At 51.8% G+C, this 17,975-nt stretch carries 19 protein-coding genes; 2 read left to right on the top strand and 17 right to left on the bottom strand.

Annotated features, from left to right (window positions below):
• Nucleotides 1-6 precede the first annotated feature (6 nt).
• From ACLQ7H_RS25580 to ACLQ7H_RS25505, 16 genes are all read right to left on the bottom strand, one after another.
• Nucleotides 7-603 carry a transglycosylase SLT domain-containing protein gene (locus tag ACLQ7H_RS25580; protein WP_411755095.1) on the bottom strand — a complete coding sequence of 199 codons (597 nt, stop codon included), beginning with the start codon at nucleotides 601-603 and terminating at the stop codon, nucleotides 7-9.
• Nucleotides 582-1,307 (bottom strand): TIGR03759 family integrating conjugative element protein, encoded by a 726-nt coding sequence (locus tag ACLQ7H_RS25575; protein WP_411755094.1) that lies wholly within the window; start codon nucleotides 1,305-1,307, stop codon nucleotides 582-584. Before ACLQ7H_RS25575 ends, ACLQ7H_RS25580 begins: the two co-directional genes overlap by 22 nt.
• Before the next feature lie 13 nt (nucleotides 1,308-1,320).
• Complete coding sequence (locus ACLQ7H_RS25570) at nucleotides 1,321-2,061, bottom strand: hypothetical protein (protein ID WP_411755093.1); 741 nt, start codon at nucleotides 2,059-2,061, stop codon at nucleotides 1,321-1,323.
• Nucleotides 2,058-2,702, bottom strand: coding sequence for a PilL N-terminal domain-containing protein (locus ACLQ7H_RS25565; protein ID WP_411755092.1), 645 nt, complete (start codon nucleotides 2,700-2,702; stop codon nucleotides 2,058-2,060). The genes ACLQ7H_RS25570 and ACLQ7H_RS25565 overlap by 4 nt, the downstream gene beginning before the upstream one ends.
• Nucleotides 2,703-2,837: 135 nt before the next feature.
• Nucleotides 2,838-3,314, bottom strand: a complete 477-nt coding sequence (locus ACLQ7H_RS25560; protein ID WP_411755091.1) for an STY4534 family ICE replication protein — start codon at nucleotides 3,312-3,314, stop codon at nucleotides 2,838-2,840.
• A 332-nt stretch (nucleotides 3,315-3,646) separates the two neighbouring features.
• Nucleotides 3,647-4,414: a hypothetical protein gene (locus ACLQ7H_RS25555; RefSeq protein ID WP_411755090.1), complete on the bottom strand. Its 768-nt coding sequence runs from the start codon at nucleotides 4,412-4,414 to the stop codon at nucleotides 3,647-3,649.
• A gap of 46 nt (nucleotides 4,415-4,460) precedes the next feature.
• Nucleotides 4,461-6,467: a DNA topoisomerase III gene (locus ACLQ7H_RS25550; RefSeq protein ID WP_411755089.1), complete on the bottom strand. Its 2,007-nt coding sequence runs from the start codon at nucleotides 6,465-6,467 to the stop codon at nucleotides 4,461-4,463.
• Nucleotides 6,468-6,601: 134 nt separating this feature from the next.
• Nucleotides 6,602-7,183, bottom strand: a complete 582-nt coding sequence (locus ACLQ7H_RS25545) for a hypothetical protein (RefSeq protein ID WP_411755088.1) — start codon at nucleotides 7,181-7,183, stop codon at nucleotides 6,602-6,604.
• The gene (locus tag ACLQ7H_RS25540) at nucleotides 7,170-7,955 is read right to left on the bottom strand and encodes a PFL_4669 family integrating conjugative element protein (RefSeq protein ID WP_372557736.1); all 786 of its coding nucleotides are present in this window, start codon (nucleotides 7,953-7,955) and stop codon (nucleotides 7,170-7,172) included. Before ACLQ7H_RS25540 ends, ACLQ7H_RS25545 begins: the two co-directional genes overlap by 14 nt.
• A gap of 208 nt (nucleotides 7,956-8,163) precedes the next feature.
• On the bottom strand, nucleotides 8,164-9,411 hold the full coding sequence (locus ACLQ7H_RS25535; RefSeq protein ID WP_411755087.1) for an STY4528 family pathogenicity island replication protein: 1,248 nt from the start codon (nucleotides 9,409-9,411) through the stop codon (nucleotides 8,164-8,166).
• Nucleotides 9,411-9,980, bottom strand: coding sequence for a DUF2857 domain-containing protein (locus tag ACLQ7H_RS25530; RefSeq protein WP_262033584.1), 570 nt, complete (start codon nucleotides 9,978-9,980; stop codon nucleotides 9,411-9,413). The genes ACLQ7H_RS25535 and ACLQ7H_RS25530 overlap by 1 nt, the downstream gene beginning before the upstream one ends.
• Nucleotides 9,977-10,804 (bottom strand): DUF2786 domain-containing protein, encoded by an 828-nt coding sequence (locus ACLQ7H_RS25525; RefSeq protein ID WP_411755086.1) that lies wholly within the window; start codon nucleotides 10,802-10,804, stop codon nucleotides 9,977-9,979. The genes ACLQ7H_RS25530 and ACLQ7H_RS25525 overlap by 4 nt, the downstream gene beginning before the upstream one ends.
• Before the next feature lie 2 nt (nucleotides 10,805-10,806).
• The gene (locus tag ACLQ7H_RS25520; RefSeq protein ID WP_411755085.1) at nucleotides 10,807-12,516 is read right to left on the bottom strand and encodes a ParB family protein; all 1,710 of its coding nucleotides are present in this window, start codon (nucleotides 12,514-12,516) and stop codon (nucleotides 10,807-10,809) included.
• Entirely contained in the window at nucleotides 12,506-13,858 is a 1,353-nt protein-coding gene (dnaB-PI, locus tag ACLQ7H_RS25515; RefSeq protein WP_262033581.1) for an SPI-7-type island replicative DNA helicase, read from the bottom strand. The genes ACLQ7H_RS25520 and dnaB-PI overlap by 11 nt, the downstream gene beginning before the upstream one ends.
• Complete coding sequence (locus ACLQ7H_RS25510) at nucleotides 13,851-14,210, bottom strand: hypothetical protein (protein ID WP_411755084.1); 360 nt, start codon at nucleotides 14,208-14,210, stop codon at nucleotides 13,851-13,853. The genes dnaB-PI and ACLQ7H_RS25510 overlap by 8 nt, the downstream gene beginning before the upstream one ends.
• Nucleotides 14,207-15,073: a ParA family protein gene (locus tag ACLQ7H_RS25505; RefSeq protein WP_262033579.1), complete on the bottom strand. Its 867-nt coding sequence runs from the start codon at nucleotides 15,071-15,073 to the stop codon at nucleotides 14,207-14,209. The genes ACLQ7H_RS25510 and ACLQ7H_RS25505 overlap by 4 nt, the downstream gene beginning before the upstream one ends.
• 548 nt (nucleotides 15,074-15,621) lie before the next feature.
• Between ACLQ7H_RS25505 and ACLQ7H_RS25500 the strand changes: the two genes are divergently transcribed.
• Nucleotides 15,622-16,725, top strand: a complete 1,104-nt coding sequence (locus ACLQ7H_RS25500) for a hypothetical protein (protein ID WP_411755083.1) — start codon at nucleotides 15,622-15,624, stop codon at nucleotides 16,723-16,725.
• Between the two features lie 136 nt (nucleotides 16,726-16,861).
• On the opposite strand, the gene ACLQ7H_RS25495 is transcribed toward ACLQ7H_RS25500, so the two are convergent.
• On the bottom strand, nucleotides 16,862-17,455 hold the full coding sequence (locus ACLQ7H_RS25495; RefSeq protein ID WP_411755082.1) for an NAD(P)H-dependent oxidoreductase: 594 nt from the start codon (nucleotides 17,453-17,455) through the stop codon (nucleotides 16,862-16,864).
• Nucleotides 17,456-17,563: 108 nt separating this feature from the next.
• On the opposite strand from ACLQ7H_RS25495, the gene ACLQ7H_RS25490 reads away from it, so the two are divergent.
• Nucleotides 17,564-17,975, top strand: a 412-nt coding sequence (locus ACLQ7H_RS25490; protein WP_411755081.1) for a TetR/AcrR family transcriptional regulator, incomplete at its 3' end; no start/stop codon positions are given.

The following is a 17,975-nucleotide window of genomic DNA, read 5'->3' as shown; positions in this document are numbered from 1 at the left end:
TCAGATTCATGGCGTCGCTCCTGCAGCAGGTTCAATGACAACATTCGATGCCAGTACGCCGGTTGTCGGCTGCAGGCAATTCAAATGCCGTTTCACGATGGCTTGATAGGTCCGTGCAGGCTGACCGCCTGCCGGATGGTGATAGCACCCGGCTGCTGTTATCCAGCTCCCCGGCTTGTTGTCGTAGCAGGCCCGCAGAATACGGGCTGCCACATGCAGATTAATATACGGATCAAAGGTATCCCAGGTGGAGCGGAAGTGATGCCCGTTCCAGCCCAGGTTCACCTGCGCAATCCCGACATCGATACGTTTCAGCGAATGGCTGCGCATAAACCCCAATAACGCCTGATAAGCCTCTTGGCGGGTCGCATAACGATAGCCTTTTCCGGCTACGTTAATGGTCCACGGCCAGGGGCGAATACCGTGGGGAAGTTTCTTTGACGATTCCGTCAGCGCCAGGCTGTACAAGGCTTCGGCAGGCACCCGCTCTTGTACCGCCACCTGGTAATAACCTGACGGGATCTGCTGAGAGGATACGGTTGCCAGACTGCCCGCGCTGCACAAGAGAAGCGCCAGCGCACTCAATACGCGGTAACTTGCCATCCGTTTGCCCCCTGTTGCAGTACCACCGGCATACGCCCCTGACCGAACTTGATCCACTGCCCCCGGTCGTGATTGAGCGTCAGCGTTTTCGCTTTCACCCGTTCGACGGGGATAGCCAGCTTCTTCGCCCATACCCGAACGGCTTCATCCTTCCCTTCACTGCCGACCAGGTAGATATCCAACAGGCGTTGGCTTGCCAGCAGAGACGCCACTTTGGTCTCACACGGCGTCCCACAGTCAGCCCGGACAAACAACGCCAGCCGCCCGTTACCCTGCCCAGCATCCCCGGCAGATTGCACCGGCAGGATACCGGGGTAGACACGAACCCAGGCGGCATTCACTTCGCGCTGGAAGGCCAACTCAGCCTCAACCCGCTGAAAGTCCTGCTTGACAGACAGGTCAGCGTAGTGACGCCGCTCCTCCTCGCTCCGCGCTTCGATACCCAGTGTGGTGATCGGATCTAACCCCGGCGATAAAATCCCCCGACGCCCTTTGCTCAACTGCTGATAACGCTGCCATTCCTCGGGGGTCAGCCCCCATTCCTGCGCACTTTTTTTCGACTGCGCTTCTTCCAGCGCCTGCAGGGTGGTACTGGCACTGGCGGTGTTTCCCTGCTGAGATTGCTCGATTTGCAGTGCGGCTGTTGCCGGGAAAAGCGGGGCCATACCCAGACCCAATACCAGCGCGATTGATGTCAATTTCATCCTGAACCTCCTTCTATTGAACGGTCAGCGTCTGCGTCCGACCTGCGACGCTGAACTGGGCCTGATTGCCCCCGGCTGACAACAGTGTCCAACCCTGGACGGTTTCGCCGGTTTCAACCAGTCGGATATCCACCAGATTGAACGCCTGCAGCGGTGCCACGGCGACAAACACCGTGCCTCCCCGTCGTTCAATGCTGGTCAGACGGAAAGGAGCAGCGACAGACCGGGCGCTCCGGGTGGAGGGGTTCTTGACGTAGGGAGTGGTCGCCTCTGGATTGACGGCAGAGGTTGCTGGCTTGGTTTGTGCTGCACCGGCCCGTTGTTCCAGGGTGTCAATACGGGCCTGCAGAAGTGCCATTGTGGCATGAACGCCCTGCAGCGCCTGCGCATCTGACGACACCGGCAGGCTGACCTTCGTCTCAAGCGTACGCACCTGCTGCGCCAGATGGTCAAACGCGGTTTTATCCACGACGGGCGCAACCAAGGCTTCCTCCAGGGAGGCTGACAACGTTTTCAACGTCTCGCTATTGCTGATGACCTGCCCGTTCAGCTTGTCCAGCTCTTGCTGGACCGCATCCCGACCGGGGACTTGCCCCAGGGCCGTTTGCAGCGAGGCAATATGGGCAGACTGGCTCACCACTTTTGCCCCAATACCCGCCACCGAAAGTACCAGGAGCGTAAAGACGCTATAACGCAGCAACCGCATCCCCTTGCCCGGACGCGCGGGCAGGGTCTCCTCCATTATTTCGCTCATTTCAGCATCCTTTGCCGGGCTGGAGCCGGGGTGGGTTGCGGTTGTACGGTGGGAGCCACTGACTTGATGGCAGGCGGCTGTAGAAAGTGACTACTGGCGATCGGCGCAGGTGTCGGCTCTGGCGGTAAACGGAATCCATCACGCAGCGAGTGACAAACCACACGCTGCACCGAGTCCACCTCTAGCTGCCAGGCCGGTCCGGCCAGGATTTGCAACGCGTCACTCAGGCGGATCGGGCCGAGCTGATGATGCACTGCCGGTAAGGCCTGGCTGTAGAGCACACGATTGGCTGACGTGATACTGCACAAGCTGAACCCAGACTGGCGCAGCGCATAGCGTATCGCATCCGCCACGGTGGGCGACAAGGAGGCTGGAATGCGAATATCGATCACCTGCTCCAGCGGGGCGCGTTGTGCCTGGGAAGGGGAGGTACTGACCAGCAGATAGCGGTCATAGCGAACCACCTCCAGCGGCGCGGCAAACGCATCGGGACGAGCCGACTGTACGTTACTCGAGAGCTGGACACCGGCAATTGGGGAGGGGGGATCGCGTTGCAGGTTTTTTTGCGGTTGGACACACCCGGTCAGCACCGCAGCGGCCAGTAAACAAGCAGGGAAAGCGTAATATGATTTCATGAACATCCTCAGTAAGCAGTCAAAAAGACGTGCTCACTGTGCGAATCTTCACGGTTACCCTCAACGAACAACTCATTTCCCGAAAATAAAAAAAACGCCAGAGAAAAACCCTGGCGTAAAGTGGGGTGCTACATCGACAATCTAGAACGCATTGTCTGGGTATTGTTGTTGTGCGGTACTGGCCGAAGCCCCTGGTGTTGGCGTTGATTTTTCCGCTTTGTAAACCATTTCTTGCCCTACCTTGATCCAACTGATTTTTATCAGTCGCGCTTTCAGCGTAGGCCGGGATTCACCTGCGTGATCGCCTTTGGTTAAGGTAAACACATCAGCCGTCAGATTGCTGAGTTTAAAGCCTAACAGCACTTTTTTCTCTTCATCGACAGACTTCTGGCAGCGCCGGATGAGACTACTGGCTTCTTTGCCAGATATGGTCACATCGAAACGCGTGTAGTCAGGTTTCTCAGTCGAACCGTGCAAAGCATTAATCACGCCAGTCAGGAATGAACCGTTGGCCGTAGTGATCTCACGGATATTGCTGAGATATCCCAGACCATCAACATGCAGATTGAAATAGCTGGTCTGATTTTGGGTAGCAGTAGATTGAGATGCTTGAGACATGGTGTTTCTCCTTGGGAATAAACCGGTATGCGGAGAAACGTCCCCAACGGGAATTTTCCCGCAGGGTATCAACGTGAAGACGCTGACTGTCTGTTAAGTTGGATAAACGTACCTTCATCGCAGTGAACTGCGATCCCCGCTTTCAAAGATTCAGGGGGGTTACCGCTCTAAAAGCGTTGCATTTCAGGTCTGGGCAACTGGGGTTTGACCACTTTACAGCGCTACCTTGCAGGTCATGGCAGCATCGGGTGTTGTCAGGGACAACGAGTAAGCCTGGTCATTATTCAAACGGGCTAAAAAGAAGTCAACACGTAAGTGAATATTGATTTTGCTTAGGGACCCCAACTAAAACTAGTAAAGCTATCTGAGTCTACAATTTTAATAATTTGTTGTTGTGTATACTTTTTCCCAAACCATCCCTCATATTTTATAGTGATCGGAATTTCTCCCTTATATTTCCAAAATCCTTGATCCCCTCCTTGTGTATAGCCAAACGAACACGACACGTGGTCATTGTTATGCAGAATATCAATTCTATTCTCTGATAAAAAGCAGGCAAGCCAACTTCGCTGATTTTCGTCCGTGGCATCTTCACCTAACGCTTCGAGAAGGCGCGATGAATCTGGCATTATTTTAATATTTCTTGCAGGTATTACTCCTGAGTTCAAGACCACTAAGTTATAACAAATACCAACATTTCCAGCTTTTACTGTTTTTATCGCAGCAGTGACAATGGGACGAAATTGTCTTTTCCATATGTATATAGATATTCCAAGAGCAATCAGTGAGACACACAGAGATGCACCGGCAATGATTATCTCGAAAGTGACCTTCTGAGTGATGTCGTTCAAGGTAACACTCCTAAATTGATGAGCCCTGATAAATAAAAAAACGGGAACAGTATCTTCCCGATACGTTCCCGCCATGCCTGCACCACAGACTATTGTATGACCGCATTCCATCAACTCAGAGGCCGAGCCTTCGAACCCGACGCGTTTTTCACTGAGACTTTGCGTCTTATACATCATTCCCCAAGTAAAAAAATGATGCACGTTACTGGTGACCGCAGTAATCACGGGGTGCTTCAGAAGCCACGGCAAAATAGCAAACTCCCCGCACCGAGCGCAATGGATTATTCATTTTACCTCAACGCGCTTTCTTTTTGGGGAAGCCCCGACGCTTATTCTGCTGAGGGGGATTCACTATCCCGGTACAATCGGGATAACGCAGGCACCCCCAAAAACTCCCTGATTTCCCCGACCGCTGCAAGGTCACACCACCACACATCGGACACGGCGGTGAGGGCGGAACCGTGATATTTATCGCCTGCTGACGCCCTTTCTCGACCAACTGCGCTGTCCAGGCTGACTGCTTTGCCATAAAGTCATCCAGGGACATTTTTCCTTCGGCGATATCATCCAGCGCCTGCTCCCACAAGGCGGTCATGCCGGGATCTTTCAACGGCATCGGCAACACATCCATCAGTTCACCGGCCACCACGGCAGCACGCAGAGATTTCCCCTTTTTTACGATAAAACCGCGAGCCAGCAGGGTTTCAATGACCCCGGCCCGCGTCGCCTCCGTCCCCAATCCTGCGTTCTCTTTCAGGATTTTTTTCAGGCGTGGATCGGTCACAAACTGCGCGGCGTTTTTCATCGCCGCAATCAGGGTGCCTTCCGTATAATGCTCTGGCGGCTTGGTCTGCTGGGGCTTCATGGCAGCGCCGGTCACCTGACACTGCGCCCCCTGCTGCAGGGCCGGAAGCTGCGCGTTGTCGGTATCGCCTTGCGCCTCATCGCCCTCATGCTCCTGCTCTTTCTCAAACAAGACTTTCCAGCCGGGCACCACCACCACATTACCACGGGTTTTAAACAGTTGACCGCCACAGAGCAATGACACTCGAGTGGCATCCTGTTCATAAACCGGCAGAAACTGCGCCAGATAGTGCTGCCGGATCACTTGGTAGACCTGACGCTCTACCTCACTCATTTTACCGAGTTCGCAAGGTTGTTTTGTGGGGATAATACCGTGGTGGGCGGTGATATTCTTATCGTTCCAGGCTCGGGAGACAGACCCTGGCTGTAACCGTGCCAGAACCGTCGAGAGCGCCGGGTCACTTTTTACCAGAGCAGAAAAAACGGCAGGCACTTCCGACAACATCGAGGTCGGCAGAAACCCGCAGTCTGTACGTGGGTAGGTCGTCGCTTTATGTGTTTCGTACAACGCCTGGGCAATATCCAGTACCTGCTGAGCACCCAATCCCCAACGCTTTGAACACTGCTGCTGCAGCGTACCCAAATCAAACGGTAATGGGGCTGAGACTGTTTCGCGTTTGGTCTCAATCTCTGTGACCGAGGCAACACCCGTTTGCTGGCAGAGCTGGACAACCTGCTGTGCAACCCCTTGCTGGATACAGCGTTTTTCATCATCACAGTAGGTTGCTGCGGGCACCCACTGCGCCTGAAAAGATTGACCACTGGACGTCAGCGCAAGCGTGACCACAAAAAAGGGCTTTGGCACAAAACCCACGATATGCCGATCGCGCTCAACAATCAGATTGAGCGTCGGCGTCTGTACCCGCCCGACTGAAAGCACATTGCCGTAGCCGCTATCACGGGCTTTGACCGTATAAAGACGGGTCAAATTCATGCCGATTTGCCAATCTGCGCGAGAGCGGCCAAGACCCGCCAGGTAATAAGGATACGTTTCATGCCCCGGTTTTATCGCGGCCAGTGCGGCCCGAACACTGGCTTCATCGAGCGCCGAGAGCCACAACCGTTCGACGTTGCCCTGATAACCGCAATAATCAAGGATTTCACGGGCAATCACTTCACCTTCTCGGTCGGCATCCGTCGCAATCACCACACAATCAGCCTTGAGTAACAACTTTCGGATCACCTCAAACTGCACTTTGGATTCGGGTTTGATCTGCATTTGCCACTGGGTCGGTAACACCGGCAGCACCTCTGCACGCCACGGTTTGCCAAACTGCTCGCCGTACACATCAGGGCTGGCTTGCTCCAACAGATGCCCAAACCCCCAGGTCACCGTCACCCCCGCACCTGACAAATAACCGCTCTTCTTCTCCGTTGCACCCAGCACAGCGGCAATATCCCGTCCCTGACTGGGTTTTTCACACAGAAATAGTTTCATTCCATTATCCATGAAAGTGAGCCCGTCAGATTCAGAATGCACAACACCCTACCCACAGGGGCATAGCACTAAAATGACAGGTGAATAAAAATTCGAAGATGGCCCAGCCGGACCATCACATGATGCAGACGCCGTTAGCGCACTTTACCTTCAGCGACCTGTTTGACTTCGGCAAACAACTTGCCTGTATAAGCCTCGGTGACATGTGAGGCCTCACTGGAACGGAACGTAATGTACATACGACTCCCCGCACCATTTTTCTCAAGCTCGATAAGGATATTGTCTTCAATCCCCTCATCAGCCCCCCAATTCCTGCCCATCTTGTAGTAGGCACCCGGTTGCGCGTCCCAGGCATATCCCCCCTGAGTAATCGCAGCCGCCTTCATGCCACCTTCTAACCCCTGTCCCTTAAGTGTGTTCACAACATCACTGGAGGTAAAATTGTAATACCGTTTTACCCTTGCAGCAGCGGTATCCACATCAACCGGAACATCAAGTTCGCGGGCGGTTTTCTTATCAATTACCGGTGAATTCTTTGACATTGCAGGCAATCCGCCACTCTCATTGCTGTCCGCTTTTTTACCCAGCGAGAGCAAACCATAGCTCATATCGCTGACTTTTTTGTTCAACCCGGCAACATCGCTCCCTGCACATCCCCCTAACAAAACGGCGGATAACACCACACCTACCGCATTACAAAAATTACTCTGCCCCATGCTTCTCATCCTTATCTCCTTGTTTATCAACCTCCTCCACTGCCTTATTATCTCTGGATTTATGCCGCAATCGCTTATTTAACAAACGAAGGCTCTCTGCATTGACCGGTGGCGAAAAACGAGAACGTTTTTTTCCGAACAACACCAGTTCATCTAACTCGCCAAAATACTGCTGTGCTTGATGAATTTCTTCACTCTGTGTAACAAACACCTTACGACTGACAGGGAATGAACGATAATCCATTGCTACAGTGAATATTCTACGAATTTGATACCCGCCCTCTTGCAGTAATTTATTCCGCCGTTTGAGTGACATAAATCCATAATGGTGAGCTTGAAATAATCGTAAGGCGAGTTGATCAAATCCGACCAGAAGATAGACACAGCGATACCCCACAGGCGTATGACTATGTACACCAATATTAAGAGGAGAGCTGGAAACAACACTGGATAACGAGATACCGCTTGGAAGATCGGCTATCAGACTATTTGCCTCATCTAACAAACGCTGAATGTTCTTATGTGCTTCATCAATCAGCGTTTCAAGTTGATGCATCACGGCATCCGCATAAGGATTATCAGCCAATGAATCCATGTTAATACTGGAAACTAACCGGAAAAATTGCGGCATTCCGATGATTTTACCTTTCCTCGCACTCTTCCCTCTTCCTTCCCAGGTACTGATCGCATAGAAGGTATGCAAATCAATCCGCAATTCTGAATGTAGTGCACCGACTTTTTTACCATCCTTTTTCTCTGCATTGTCAGTCATAACAGCCTCTATTCGATAGTTGACGCAGAGTTAGATAGTCTGAGATCAACTGACCTCCGAACAACGGGAAACTGTTTTCCCAACCGTTACAATTCTTTTTGCACCTACTTTGCCTATAGATCTGTGTGATTTTTAATCACTGTTGCGCCCCGCAACACTGTGTAATTTTCAACCACTGTTGCGCCCCGCAACACTGTATAATTTTCAATCAGCGCCTGTAAGCAGCGCGAATTTCAGCCATCACCTGTGTAATTTTCTCCGTCGATGCTCTATGACTTTTTCCTTGCGTTTGGACTGGAACAAGCTCGATAGCCCCAACGGGCTGTAGTGGCTGTATTTTTGGCTGCTGCACTCGTTTGGCCGCGCCAACTGTTGAATTGAATTGTCCATTTCTCGCCCGCTTCAGCGTGGCGAGCAGGTAGGCAATCACATTTTTTATCTCACCTGTGCCGATACGCTCCGCCACTTCATCCAGAACCTGTTGCCCCAATGGCGCTGGCAATGCCTGCAGTTGCGGCTCTACGTTATCCCGATCAACCGTGGTCAGATTTTCAATCAGCACTGACGGCCAGCGAAGCCGATTGTCGTTTTTCCCTGATGCCCCTACGTACGTATCTTTTACACCCTGTGTAAAACTACGTACGTAACAGTTCGGATTCCGAACTCTGTCATAACCCCTTGTTTCTAGACTGAGTTCGGAAACCGAACTCGGTAAAACAGCCCCCTCATTTATACTGAGTTCGGTTTCCGAACTTGGTGATCTTTGGGTGACAGAAGGTATTTTTTGACTGAGTTCGGTTTCCGAACCCGGCAAAGAAGCCTGCTGTCGCAATGCCAACTCTTGGGGAGACTGAGGGGAGGACAACCGAGCTTCGATCAACGCAACGCGCGAATGACGGTGACGCATGGACGTATCCTGCTTGATCTCACTCAGTACAGACAGTGCCGTTAACCTGATAGTCTTGTTACCGTGCTGACACGCTTGTGCCACCGCATCCAGCCAGCCGGGGTCAAAATGCTCGGCATCACGTAACCCCAACGGTTCATCATGCTGTGCATAGATGTTGCCACGGACTCGGCCACCGTCATCCCTGACTCGCTTACACAAACTCAACCAGCCCGTGAGCCGTAACATCAGCAAGGCGCGACTGACCGTTTCTCGTGAGGCTTTACCTGAATGGGGGGAGGCAAGCTGAAGCTGAAGCTCTTCATAGGTGGGGAACACCGCTCCATCGTTCTGTTGAGCATAGAGACGGATCATTACCCAGGCGGTTTTATCCAGCGGCGATAACCGGTTATCCATATAAAGTTGCCGGGGAATGGCATCATGCACATTCCCCAGATAGAGCAGACCACTCTGCTCATTTGTCACAGCACCGGATTGTGCCTTTTGCACAATCCGGGCCGTCATTTTGCTTAACGTATGTTGTATGACGCTGTCTACAGCCAAGGCCATCAACCCGCTCTCCGCTGTTGCTGCTGCTCGACCCAGCCTTTTACCAACGTCCACACGGACGTTAAGGCGATATCTTGCTGTTCAGCAATCAGCATCATGACCTCCAGCGCTTCCAACGAGTCCAGATTGTCTATCTTGGCAGTTCGCCACTGCTCCCAGATCGAGATTTCTTCTGCTTCAGCGGGCATCTGATTACGCCCTTGCCGGGTAGGAATTCCGGCAAGGCGACGACGGGTACTCACTTCCGCCGCCGTTAGTCCAAAATAGCACTGCATCATTTCTATCGATCCGCCCAACGCCAATGCACGATCGATACGCTGTATGCGAACCTGCTCTTGTCGGGCCTGCGCCAACATCATATTGAGATTGGTGTGATTGATATGGAACGTCAGTATCGAGACCGAGGAGTTCACCAGGTAGTGTAAATCCTCTACCGTAAGTTGATTCAGTTCCTGGATCTCCTCCAGCGTCAGTCCCATTGCCTCACAACGCCGAATGTTGCCGGATTTCAGTTCCATCAAGACCTGCGTCAACAAGGCATTTGTCGTCATACCGGTTTGCGGATTCATATGTAGTTCCCTCCTAAAAGTATCCCTAAATCAATCGCCCACGCCACAACACAAAGCACAACCAGCGTGATACCTGACCTGTCCTTACGGATTTTATTCATTGCCCCCCCTCTCCTACCGGTCAGTTTGCCTTGCTCTGCACCATCGACACCGTGATACAGCCGGGCATTTTTCCCAGCGACAAAGCCGGTTCCACGGGCAATATCAGCCCCGCGACATTCCCTGGCTTCCCGAAGTTTGGTCTGAGATAACGCCAAGGCTTCAAGGTAATGCGCCATACTCTGGCTCTCCCGCTGAGAGGGGCCAAAATCAACGACGACACGGCGAACACCCTCAACCCACCCTTCACGAAATTGGTCGGCACGGGCACGGCGAGTTGACAGTTTAAGACGCTTGTTTTGCGTCTTAAGGTAGGCGGTTGTTGCCTCTTTCAGTTGGCGAGATAGAACATCAAAGGAATACGCAGCCACGGCAGGACGTTCGCCAAAGCCGCAGAACATCACGACGCGGTGACTGTTGCCAGCACTTCCCTGCTGCCAGCTATAGTAAGCCCGACAACCAAATGCACGGTTAACGACCCAGACCAGCCTATCCATCCACTGAGGGATTTTCACGGCATCTGACGGGGCTTTCTGTGTCTGATCTTCCCGTACAGAAGAGGACTCGGCATCCAGTTCGCTGATACCGTATTTTTGCATCAACGCCTGAGCGCGGGATAAGGCCATCCCGGCCTCATGCGCATTGCTGTTATTTTTAGCCAATTCCAGCAGTTTACGAATTAACTTCACCAGACGAACCTGACGCTGTGAATGTGAGTGACTCATCCCTACTCCTCCCCACCCTGATACTGCTGTGACTGGCGTTGGATCTCACGCAAACGCCGTATCACGCGTATTAACCGTAAAAACTTCACTACCTGAATATCATCCAGCAACGGCCAGTCTGCCGGTTGCTCAGTACCGATGACGATATTGGTCAGCTCAGTCGCAGACAGTGAAACTGCAGCATCACCTGATAACCCTGCCAGCAATCGCGTTATCGGGGATGCACTATGAGCATTCACCTGCAGGCGATATCCCGCCGAACCAGGCGCATTGTCTTCACAGAGTTCCTGCTCGGCCTCAAGCACTTCAGCCAACTCAAACGCCAGACGAAAAGCGGCATCCTGCAAATGCTCAATGTCGTCCTGCAGGGCGGAAATATGCCAAATATCCGTCACCGGCTCTAAACCGGTATTGGCGAATGAAACCGAAGAATCTAAGGTTGCGTTTTCTAGCACAGGGAGCAGGTCATCATTTTGCTGCTCTTGCAGCACAGCGCCATCAGAGGCTGAGTGTGAGAACGTCACCGGTAACATTGACTCCCGAGACTCATTTGGCAGGCCATACAAATCAAGCTGTTCCTCTTCCTTGTGCTGATCGCCGGGATCGGCCTCAACAGGCATTGACGGCCTCACATCCTGCAAAGAGATAACTGCATCCTGCTGGCGATGTACGACCGGGGAGGGTTCTTGAATCTGATTATCATCACAGGAAGGAACACCCAGCGAAGACGCAGGTGCAACAGTGGGGGTTACACCCGCCTTTTCGGTGCCTTTATCTGCATTGATAATATGTTGTGGTAGAGGCGCGGGTTCACCGAAAAGTTTCCGGCGATTCTGCTCCTTCGGGTCGAGTTCGATTAACCAGCGGTCATACGTAATCTCCGAGTTGGGCATTGCCTGGAGTAAGGCGGCGATCAACTCATCTTTGAACGTTTCCAGGGTGTAATGGTCTGGATCATCGAAAGAATGACAAACCTCACCAAATACCTCATTAAACGGTTTAACCACATCGGTATGTACACTGAATTCCCCCCAAGACTTTTCTGCCGACATGCGAAGATTTATAAGAGGAACCGTTTGAGCGCGACTCAATCCCGACTCCAGAAGCCTAGGAAGATAGGGGTACAGTTGCTTAATGACATACTCCATTCGGCTTATACTGGAATAATGTATCGGGTAACCTTCTGTTTTTAAGAGCTCTGCAAGCTCTCTCTGACTGACCTCACGTCCTAACTGCTCTTCCTGAATGCTTCTGGCTTTGGCTACGCCAAATGATTTTTCAATAAAAGACAGATCCCCTCGAACATCATTTTCAGCCAAATGCCCGATGACACACTTCAACCGCCCCGGCCACGGCTTGAAAATGCACTGAATACGACGAAAACGCTCATCTTGGGTCTCTTCCCATAGCTCCACCAGGATCGTATAACGTGTATTTCCTCCATCACTGAAGATATACACATCTTCGGCGCTGTCGGGGTTCTTCGTGACTTTTGGTACCGAGTCCAGCCCACGCGCCAGGATCGACGCCTTGATATCGTCATACTTGGGGTTACGGGTGGTACGCGGGTTATCGGGGTTGGGCCGCAGTTGATCAAGTGTCAGAACCATCGGCATTTCACTGACCGGCAAGACGGCCACTGCGCCGGACGCTGGCGAACGTCCCCGTTGCAACAATTGTTCCTCCAACGTCTGCACCTCTTTAGAAGTCATAGCGACCTCCCGAGAAATCTTCAAATCGGGTGATTTCAGGCTGGAACTTCACTTTTACCGTGCCAATGGGGCCATTGCGCTGCTTACCTATAATCAGCTCGGCAATGCCTTTATCCGGGCTGTGTTCGTCGTAAACTTCATCGCGGTAGATAAACATGATCACGTCGGCATCCTGCTCTAATGCCCCGGAATCTCTAAGATCACCATTATTGGGACGTTTATCTGGCCGGTTTTCAAGAGCCCGATTAAGCTGTGAAAGGGCGACGAGAGGGCAACCGATCTCTTTCGCCAGCGCCTTCAGCGAACGCGAAATTTCAGCAATTTCCTGTGTGCGGTTCTCCTGACCAGGGCAACGCATCAACTGCAGGTAATCCAACAGGATTAAAGACGGCTTTCCGTATTTACGCACATTTTTACGTACCCGAGAGCGCAGCATTGACGGTGTCATTAAGCTGTCGTCATCAATAACCAGACGATCTTTCCATTCAAGGAGAATTTTGTTCGCCTCCCCCACCCTGGCCCACTCTTCATCGCCCATATTGCCATTGCGGAGATTCTGCAAAGGGACGCGTCCCAGCATGGCAATAAACCGTGATAAAAGCTGGTCGATGGGCATTTCCAGACTGTAGACCTGCACCGATTTGTCTTTCCTGGTCCCCAAAGCACCTTCACATAAACTCAGAGCCAGCGCGGTTTTGCCCATTGAGGGACGTGCCGCTAACAGGATCAGGTCACTGTCTTGCAATCCACTGGTCATCCCGTTGAGTTGCTCAAAGGGTGTTGGAGTGCCGGTGATCAGGTCTTCACTGCTGCAACGCAGCTCCAGACGGTCAAGATAGGTCTCCAGCGAGGAAATGAGATCAAACGGCTTACCGGACGCCTGTAGACCAGCGATATCAAAGAGACGTTGCTCTGCCTCTTCCAAGAGGGAAGCCACATCCGTACGGGCATCTTCGGCCTGTCCGGCCAGATCATGCCCCAACGCCAGTAGCTGGCGTTTCTGCTTACCGGTCGAGACATATTCTGCATAGGCCACAATATTGGCGGCGCTTGGGGTGTTCTTGGACAGTTCAGCCAGATAGGCAAAACCCCCGACAGTATCAAGCTGCCCAACACGCTCAAGCTCTTCGGATAAGGTGATGAGATCGATGGGCATATTGCGGCCAAGCAACGCCTGCATGGCTGCAAATATCGTCTGATGAGGCCGTGAGTAAAAGCTGTCTGCCGTCAGGATCGGTGCAATCTCATCCCAACGGTCATTCTCAAGCATTAGGCCACCCAGGACAGACTGCTCGGCTTCCAATGAGTGCGGCAGAACCCGTTGTTGTTCAGTGCTACGCATGGCGAGTCTCCTCAATCTGAACCTCGCGCAATGCACACGCCAGAACCTCACGGAGTCGGGAAGAAGCGACCAGGATCAAGGGTTCCCGATCGTAACTCGCACCAGACTCCAGCAACGGAAGTCCTATTGGTGCTTGCGGGCCTACGGCCATATCACGAAGTTCCGATTCACTCCACAGGTTGGAAAACTCTATGAAACCTCTCGCCAGTTCCCATTCATCAGCCAAACGCTCATAAATCCGTTTTTTTGCTGTTTCATAATCAGGAGCATCGACGAACACATGAACCTCATCGTGTCCCTTATAGGTATCAACCGAATAAGCGACAGCCCGCCAAATTTGATTTCGATTCATGAGCGGATCTCCCGAGCAAGAACATCATCAAACAGGGGTTTCCACTCAGGGAAAAGCTCACAAGCCAGATCACATATAGACTGTGCTGCAGGCGGGGTTTTACGGTCAGTTTCATACTCCAGTCTGTGGGCTGGCTGAGACAAACTGTGTCCCAGTTTATAAACGTCCAAATCGTAGATTTGGGTTGCCAGCATACTGACCGGGATACCTGTGGAACTGTATGTACCTTCATCAATAATCTGCGTTATCGCTGCCAGCGCTTTTTTTGCCAGAACGGTGTAATCCATGCAATTCACCAGAATTTTCACCGGGGGCAACGCGATACCAAAGTCTTTATAAGGCAATAATCCTTCCATCAGCGGGATAGTGCCGCGTAAAAACTCGCGCACATCAGGTACCACCGGCTTTATCATGGCGAGCGCCGTATGGTTCGTTGCCAGCATGACCAGCTCAAGCATGATGGATCGGGCACCCTGTGAATCAATAATAATCACGTCATAGTCGGTAAACAGAGGGTGCTGCAGTAGATTGCGCAGCCGAAAACGACCATCGGGCGCGTGCATCATGGCTGTTTTAAGTTGTTCGTGGGGATCGTTAGAGATAATCAGATCAAGGTTGGCAATACTGGTGCGGGAAATAAGCTGTTTGGGTTGATTGAGATCAGCCGTCTGCATTAACAATTCATACAGGCCGTAGGGGGCTTCATACTGCAGGTGATAATAACTGGAGGCTGTCGGTTGAGCGTAGTCACCGTCGATCAAGAGAGTCTTGAGACCAGCATCTGCACAGAAGCCACTGAGATTAGCTGCGTGGGTCGATTTACCTTCGCCGCCTTTGGTGGAAATGATTGAAATTACATGCATATTTATTACCTGGGTAAACACCCCAAGTAATAGCGCTAGTAATAGATCCTACGTTGTTATTTCAACACGGGGATTGAAAATCCCCGTGTCCTTGGTTCGATTCCGAGTCCGGGCACCACTATTTAGAAGAACCCGCCTATGGCGGGTTTTTTGCTTTGTTTCCCAGCCAGACTCCACCAGACCTACTCGGCATCAAGCCCGTTGTGCGGCTACAATCAAAGGATAAAGTCTGATTCGATAATATTGATCCCCCTTTCACTATCAGGATGCCTGTCTAAGGCTCTCACTAACGCAAAAATCCGTGCAGCCAAACCGCAAATACGCCCTGTAAGCTCGCAAACAACGCTAACCTATCTTTGCTCGTTCCCCCCAACGGCCTTGCTGAAAACAGCATAAAAAATCGCCTGATTGTTCCCCGGTCATCAAGGAAGCAACTATTGTTAAAGTACGGGCTGTTTGTCTGCTTAAGGCTCTCACCAACGATGTTAGCGGAAAGACCCCAAGGAAGCCGTACCACCTAACTAATATTGTCATTTTGCGAGGTGCACATGCTTTATGTTGATATCCCTAGCCGTGAAGAATATGCCTATTTAGCTGATATTCATGCGGATGCTTGTATCTCGATTTATCTTGAAACCTCGCCTCTACGTCAGCACTTAGAGGCCAGTAAAATTCAACTTGGTAACTTCATCAAGGAGGCGCTGCTGCAGGTTGCAGACAGCGGCCTGGATAAACGCCGTGTTGCCTTGTTGGAAGAACAGCTTTGTTCTGTGTTGGAAGATGAGTCATTTTGGGACCTGCATGCACGCAGCCTGGCGGTGCTTGCAACACCAGACAGTATCCGAACTTACCGGCTGGCAAATGAGCTATCCAATCGACTTGAGGTGGGCAAACGTTTCTACCTTAAACCACTACTGCGTGCGTTAACCTTCCCCCATTCGGCCTACATCCTCGCACTCTCTGAAAACCAGACGCGCCTGATCGAGTTTTTTGCTGATGCTCCCGCAGAAGAGATGACAGTGCCAGAAATGCCCACCTCCATGAAGGATGCTATGGGGGATGCAGCATTGAATGACCACCATCATGGAGCGACACATCATAAAGTGCGACTGGCACAATATACTCGCAAAATTGACCAAGCGTTACGTCCACTGTTTGCCAGACATGATTCTCCGCTTCTCCTTGTCAGTACCGAGCCGCTGGCCTCTATCTACCGTTCAACAAACTCATTGGCTAACCTGACAGATGAAACACTTTTCAAGAATGCAGAACACCTTGGTACTTCTGAACTGGTAACGTTGGTGCGGCCGTTAATGGATAACTATTATCAGGAGCAATTGAACGCGTTAGCCTTGCGCTTTGAAACACGTTTAGGGGAACGCCGGGTCACTCAGGATCTTTCAGATGCGGCAAGAGCAGCCACGTTCGGCGCCATTGATTTATTACTGATTAACCTCGACTGCAAGCTGAAAGGCACCATTGATGAGCAGGGATTAATCACTTTCAGTGACAACGATGAGGATGACGCCTACGATTTAATTGATGAGATAGCCAAAAGATCGATAGCTACCGGCGCAAGAGTTTTAGCAGTACGCAGCGACGATTTACCTTCCGGTGCCGATCTTAACGCCATATTACGTTTCCCTCTATAAAACTCTGTCGGGTTACTGGGCCACGATGACCCAACAGTCTGGACAGTGGCAACCTGCACCGGCTGGCAAAACGGCTGGGAATTAAATGATCGCAGCCAAGTTTGGCCCTCAATGGTTTGAGGGCCAGCTAGTTCCTTTATGCTGGCCGGAAGATGCCGTTACCAATGTTATGCGCTGCGTGCAGGTAAGCCTTTGGCTCCCCCAGTTCTGGCAGCAGTAGCATTTCAGATGTCTTAACCGGAGCACCACAATAATCAAAAATACCGTGCGTTATCTGCGCGTTAAAGGCATCGGTAAAGCCATGCCGATCATAGACGCCTTTGCTTGCCGCCCCTAGGGCAACCAGGTGCACCGGTAAATGCCCCAGTTTTTTGACCACCGCCCCATCGGCCGTCTCTTCATAAGCCCAACCATTGGAAAATACGCGGTCTACCCACCCCTTAAGCAAGGCAGGCATGCTCCACCAGTAGATTGGGAACACCAGAATCAGGGCATCCGCGCCATCGATACGTTTCTGTTCTGCCAGAATATCTGCTGGAACGGTAGCCGTTTTTAAAAACGCGGCGATATCTGCTGCACCGTACACCGGATCGAAACCTTCCTGGGTGAGATCGGCAATTTCAAACGTATGGGCGGGATCGGCGGCCGTTATCCCTTCGGCAATGGCTGCTGCAACACCGTGGGTTAATGACGTATCGAGAGGATGAGACACAACGATTAGCGCGTGCATAGGGGCGGGTCCTATTGTCAGGGCGAGGTATAAAACGTACTCTATATACCAACAGTAAGTTACCGCCGGTAAGTTACCTTTAGTATATAACGCTGTCAACGGGTAAATATGGCTATGATCTCCAAACCCCATTCACGAGTTCGGCTATCGAGAGAAGAGCGTTATCAGCAGTTGCTGACAACCGCATGGGAAATCATTAATGAAGAAGGTACCGAAGCGCTGACGCTCGGCCATCTGGCAGAACGCTCGGGCGTCACCAAGCCGGTAGTGTATGATCACTTCACCAACCGTTCGGGCCTGTTTGCCGCGCTGTATCAAGAGTTTGATAGTCGTCAAACCGCGCGGATGGATGAAGCTATCCAGAATACCAAGCCGGAGCTAGAAGCCTTATCCTCGGTCATTGCCACTTCCTACATTGAGTGCGTGTTGCTGCAAGGCCGTGAGATGCCTAGCGTCATGGCTGCACTAGCCGGTACTCCCGAGCTTGAGAAAATCAGGAATGATTACGCCGTGGTGTTCA

The sequence above is a fragment of the Serratia sp. (in: enterobacteria) genome, from assembly GCF_046715635.1.
GTDB lineage: Bacteria > Pseudomonadota > Gammaproteobacteria > Enterobacterales > Enterobacteriaceae > Chania.
This window is presented reverse-complemented; position numbering and strand designations above follow the sequence as displayed.

Coding starts and splice junctions, on each gene's coding strand:
- ACLQ7H_RS25580 (WP_411755095.1), bottom strand. CDS start 603: ATGGCAAGTTACCGCGTATTGAGTGCGCTGGCGCTTCTCTTGTGCAGC.
- ACLQ7H_RS25575 (WP_411755094.1), bottom strand. CDS start 1,307: ATGAAATTGACATCAATCGCGCTGGTATTGGGTCTGGGTATGGCCCCG.
- ACLQ7H_RS25570 (WP_411755093.1), bottom strand. CDS start 2,061: ATGAGCGAAATAATGGAGGAGACCCTGCCCGCGCGTCCGGGCAAGGGG.
- ACLQ7H_RS25565 (WP_411755092.1), bottom strand. CDS start 2,702: ATGTTCATGAAATCATATTACGCTTTCCCTGCTTGTTTACTGGCCGCT.
- ACLQ7H_RS25560 (WP_411755091.1), bottom strand. CDS start 3,314: ATGTCTCAAGCATCTCAATCTACTGCTACCCAAAATCAGACCAGCTAT.
- ACLQ7H_RS25550 (WP_411755089.1), bottom strand. CDS start 6,467: ATGAAACTATTTCTGTGTGAAAAACCCAGTCAGGGACGGGATATTGCC.
- ACLQ7H_RS25545 (WP_411755088.1), bottom strand. CDS start 7,183: ATGGGGCAGAGTAATTTTTGTAATGCGGTAGGTGTGGTGTTATCCGCC.
- ACLQ7H_RS25540 (WP_372557736.1), bottom strand. CDS start 7,955: ATGACTGACAATGCAGAGAAAAAGGATGGTAAAAAAGTCGGTGCACTA.
- ACLQ7H_RS25535 (WP_411755087.1), bottom strand. CDS start 9,411: ATGGCCTTGGCTGTAGACAGCGTCATACAACATACGTTAAGCAAAATG.
- ACLQ7H_RS25530 (WP_262033584.1), bottom strand. CDS start 9,980: ATGAATCCGCAAACCGGTATGACGACAAATGCCTTGTTGACGCAGGTC.
- ACLQ7H_RS25525 (WP_411755086.1), bottom strand. CDS start 10,804: ATGAGTCACTCACATTCACAGCGTCAGGTTCGTCTGGTGAAGTTAATT.
- ACLQ7H_RS25520 (WP_411755085.1), bottom strand. CDS start 12,516: ATGACTTCTAAAGAGGTGCAGACGTTGGAGGAACAATTGTTGCAACGG.
- dnaB-PI (WP_262033581.1), bottom strand. CDS start 13,858: ATGCGTAGCACTGAACAACAACGGGTTCTGCCGCACTCATTGGAAGCC.
- ACLQ7H_RS25510 (WP_411755084.1), bottom strand. CDS start 14,210: ATGAATCGAAATCAAATTTGGCGGGCTGTCGCTTATTCGGTTGATACC.
- ACLQ7H_RS25505 (WP_262033579.1), bottom strand. CDS start 15,073: ATGCATGTAATTTCAATCATTTCCACCAAAGGCGGCGAAGGTAAATCG.
- ACLQ7H_RS25500 (WP_411755083.1), top strand. CDS start 15,622: ATGCTTTATGTTGATATCCCTAGCCGTGAAGAATATGCCTATTTAGCT.
- ACLQ7H_RS25495 (WP_411755082.1), bottom strand. CDS start 17,455: ATGCACGCGCTAATCGTTGTGTCTCATCCTCTCGATACGTCATTAACC.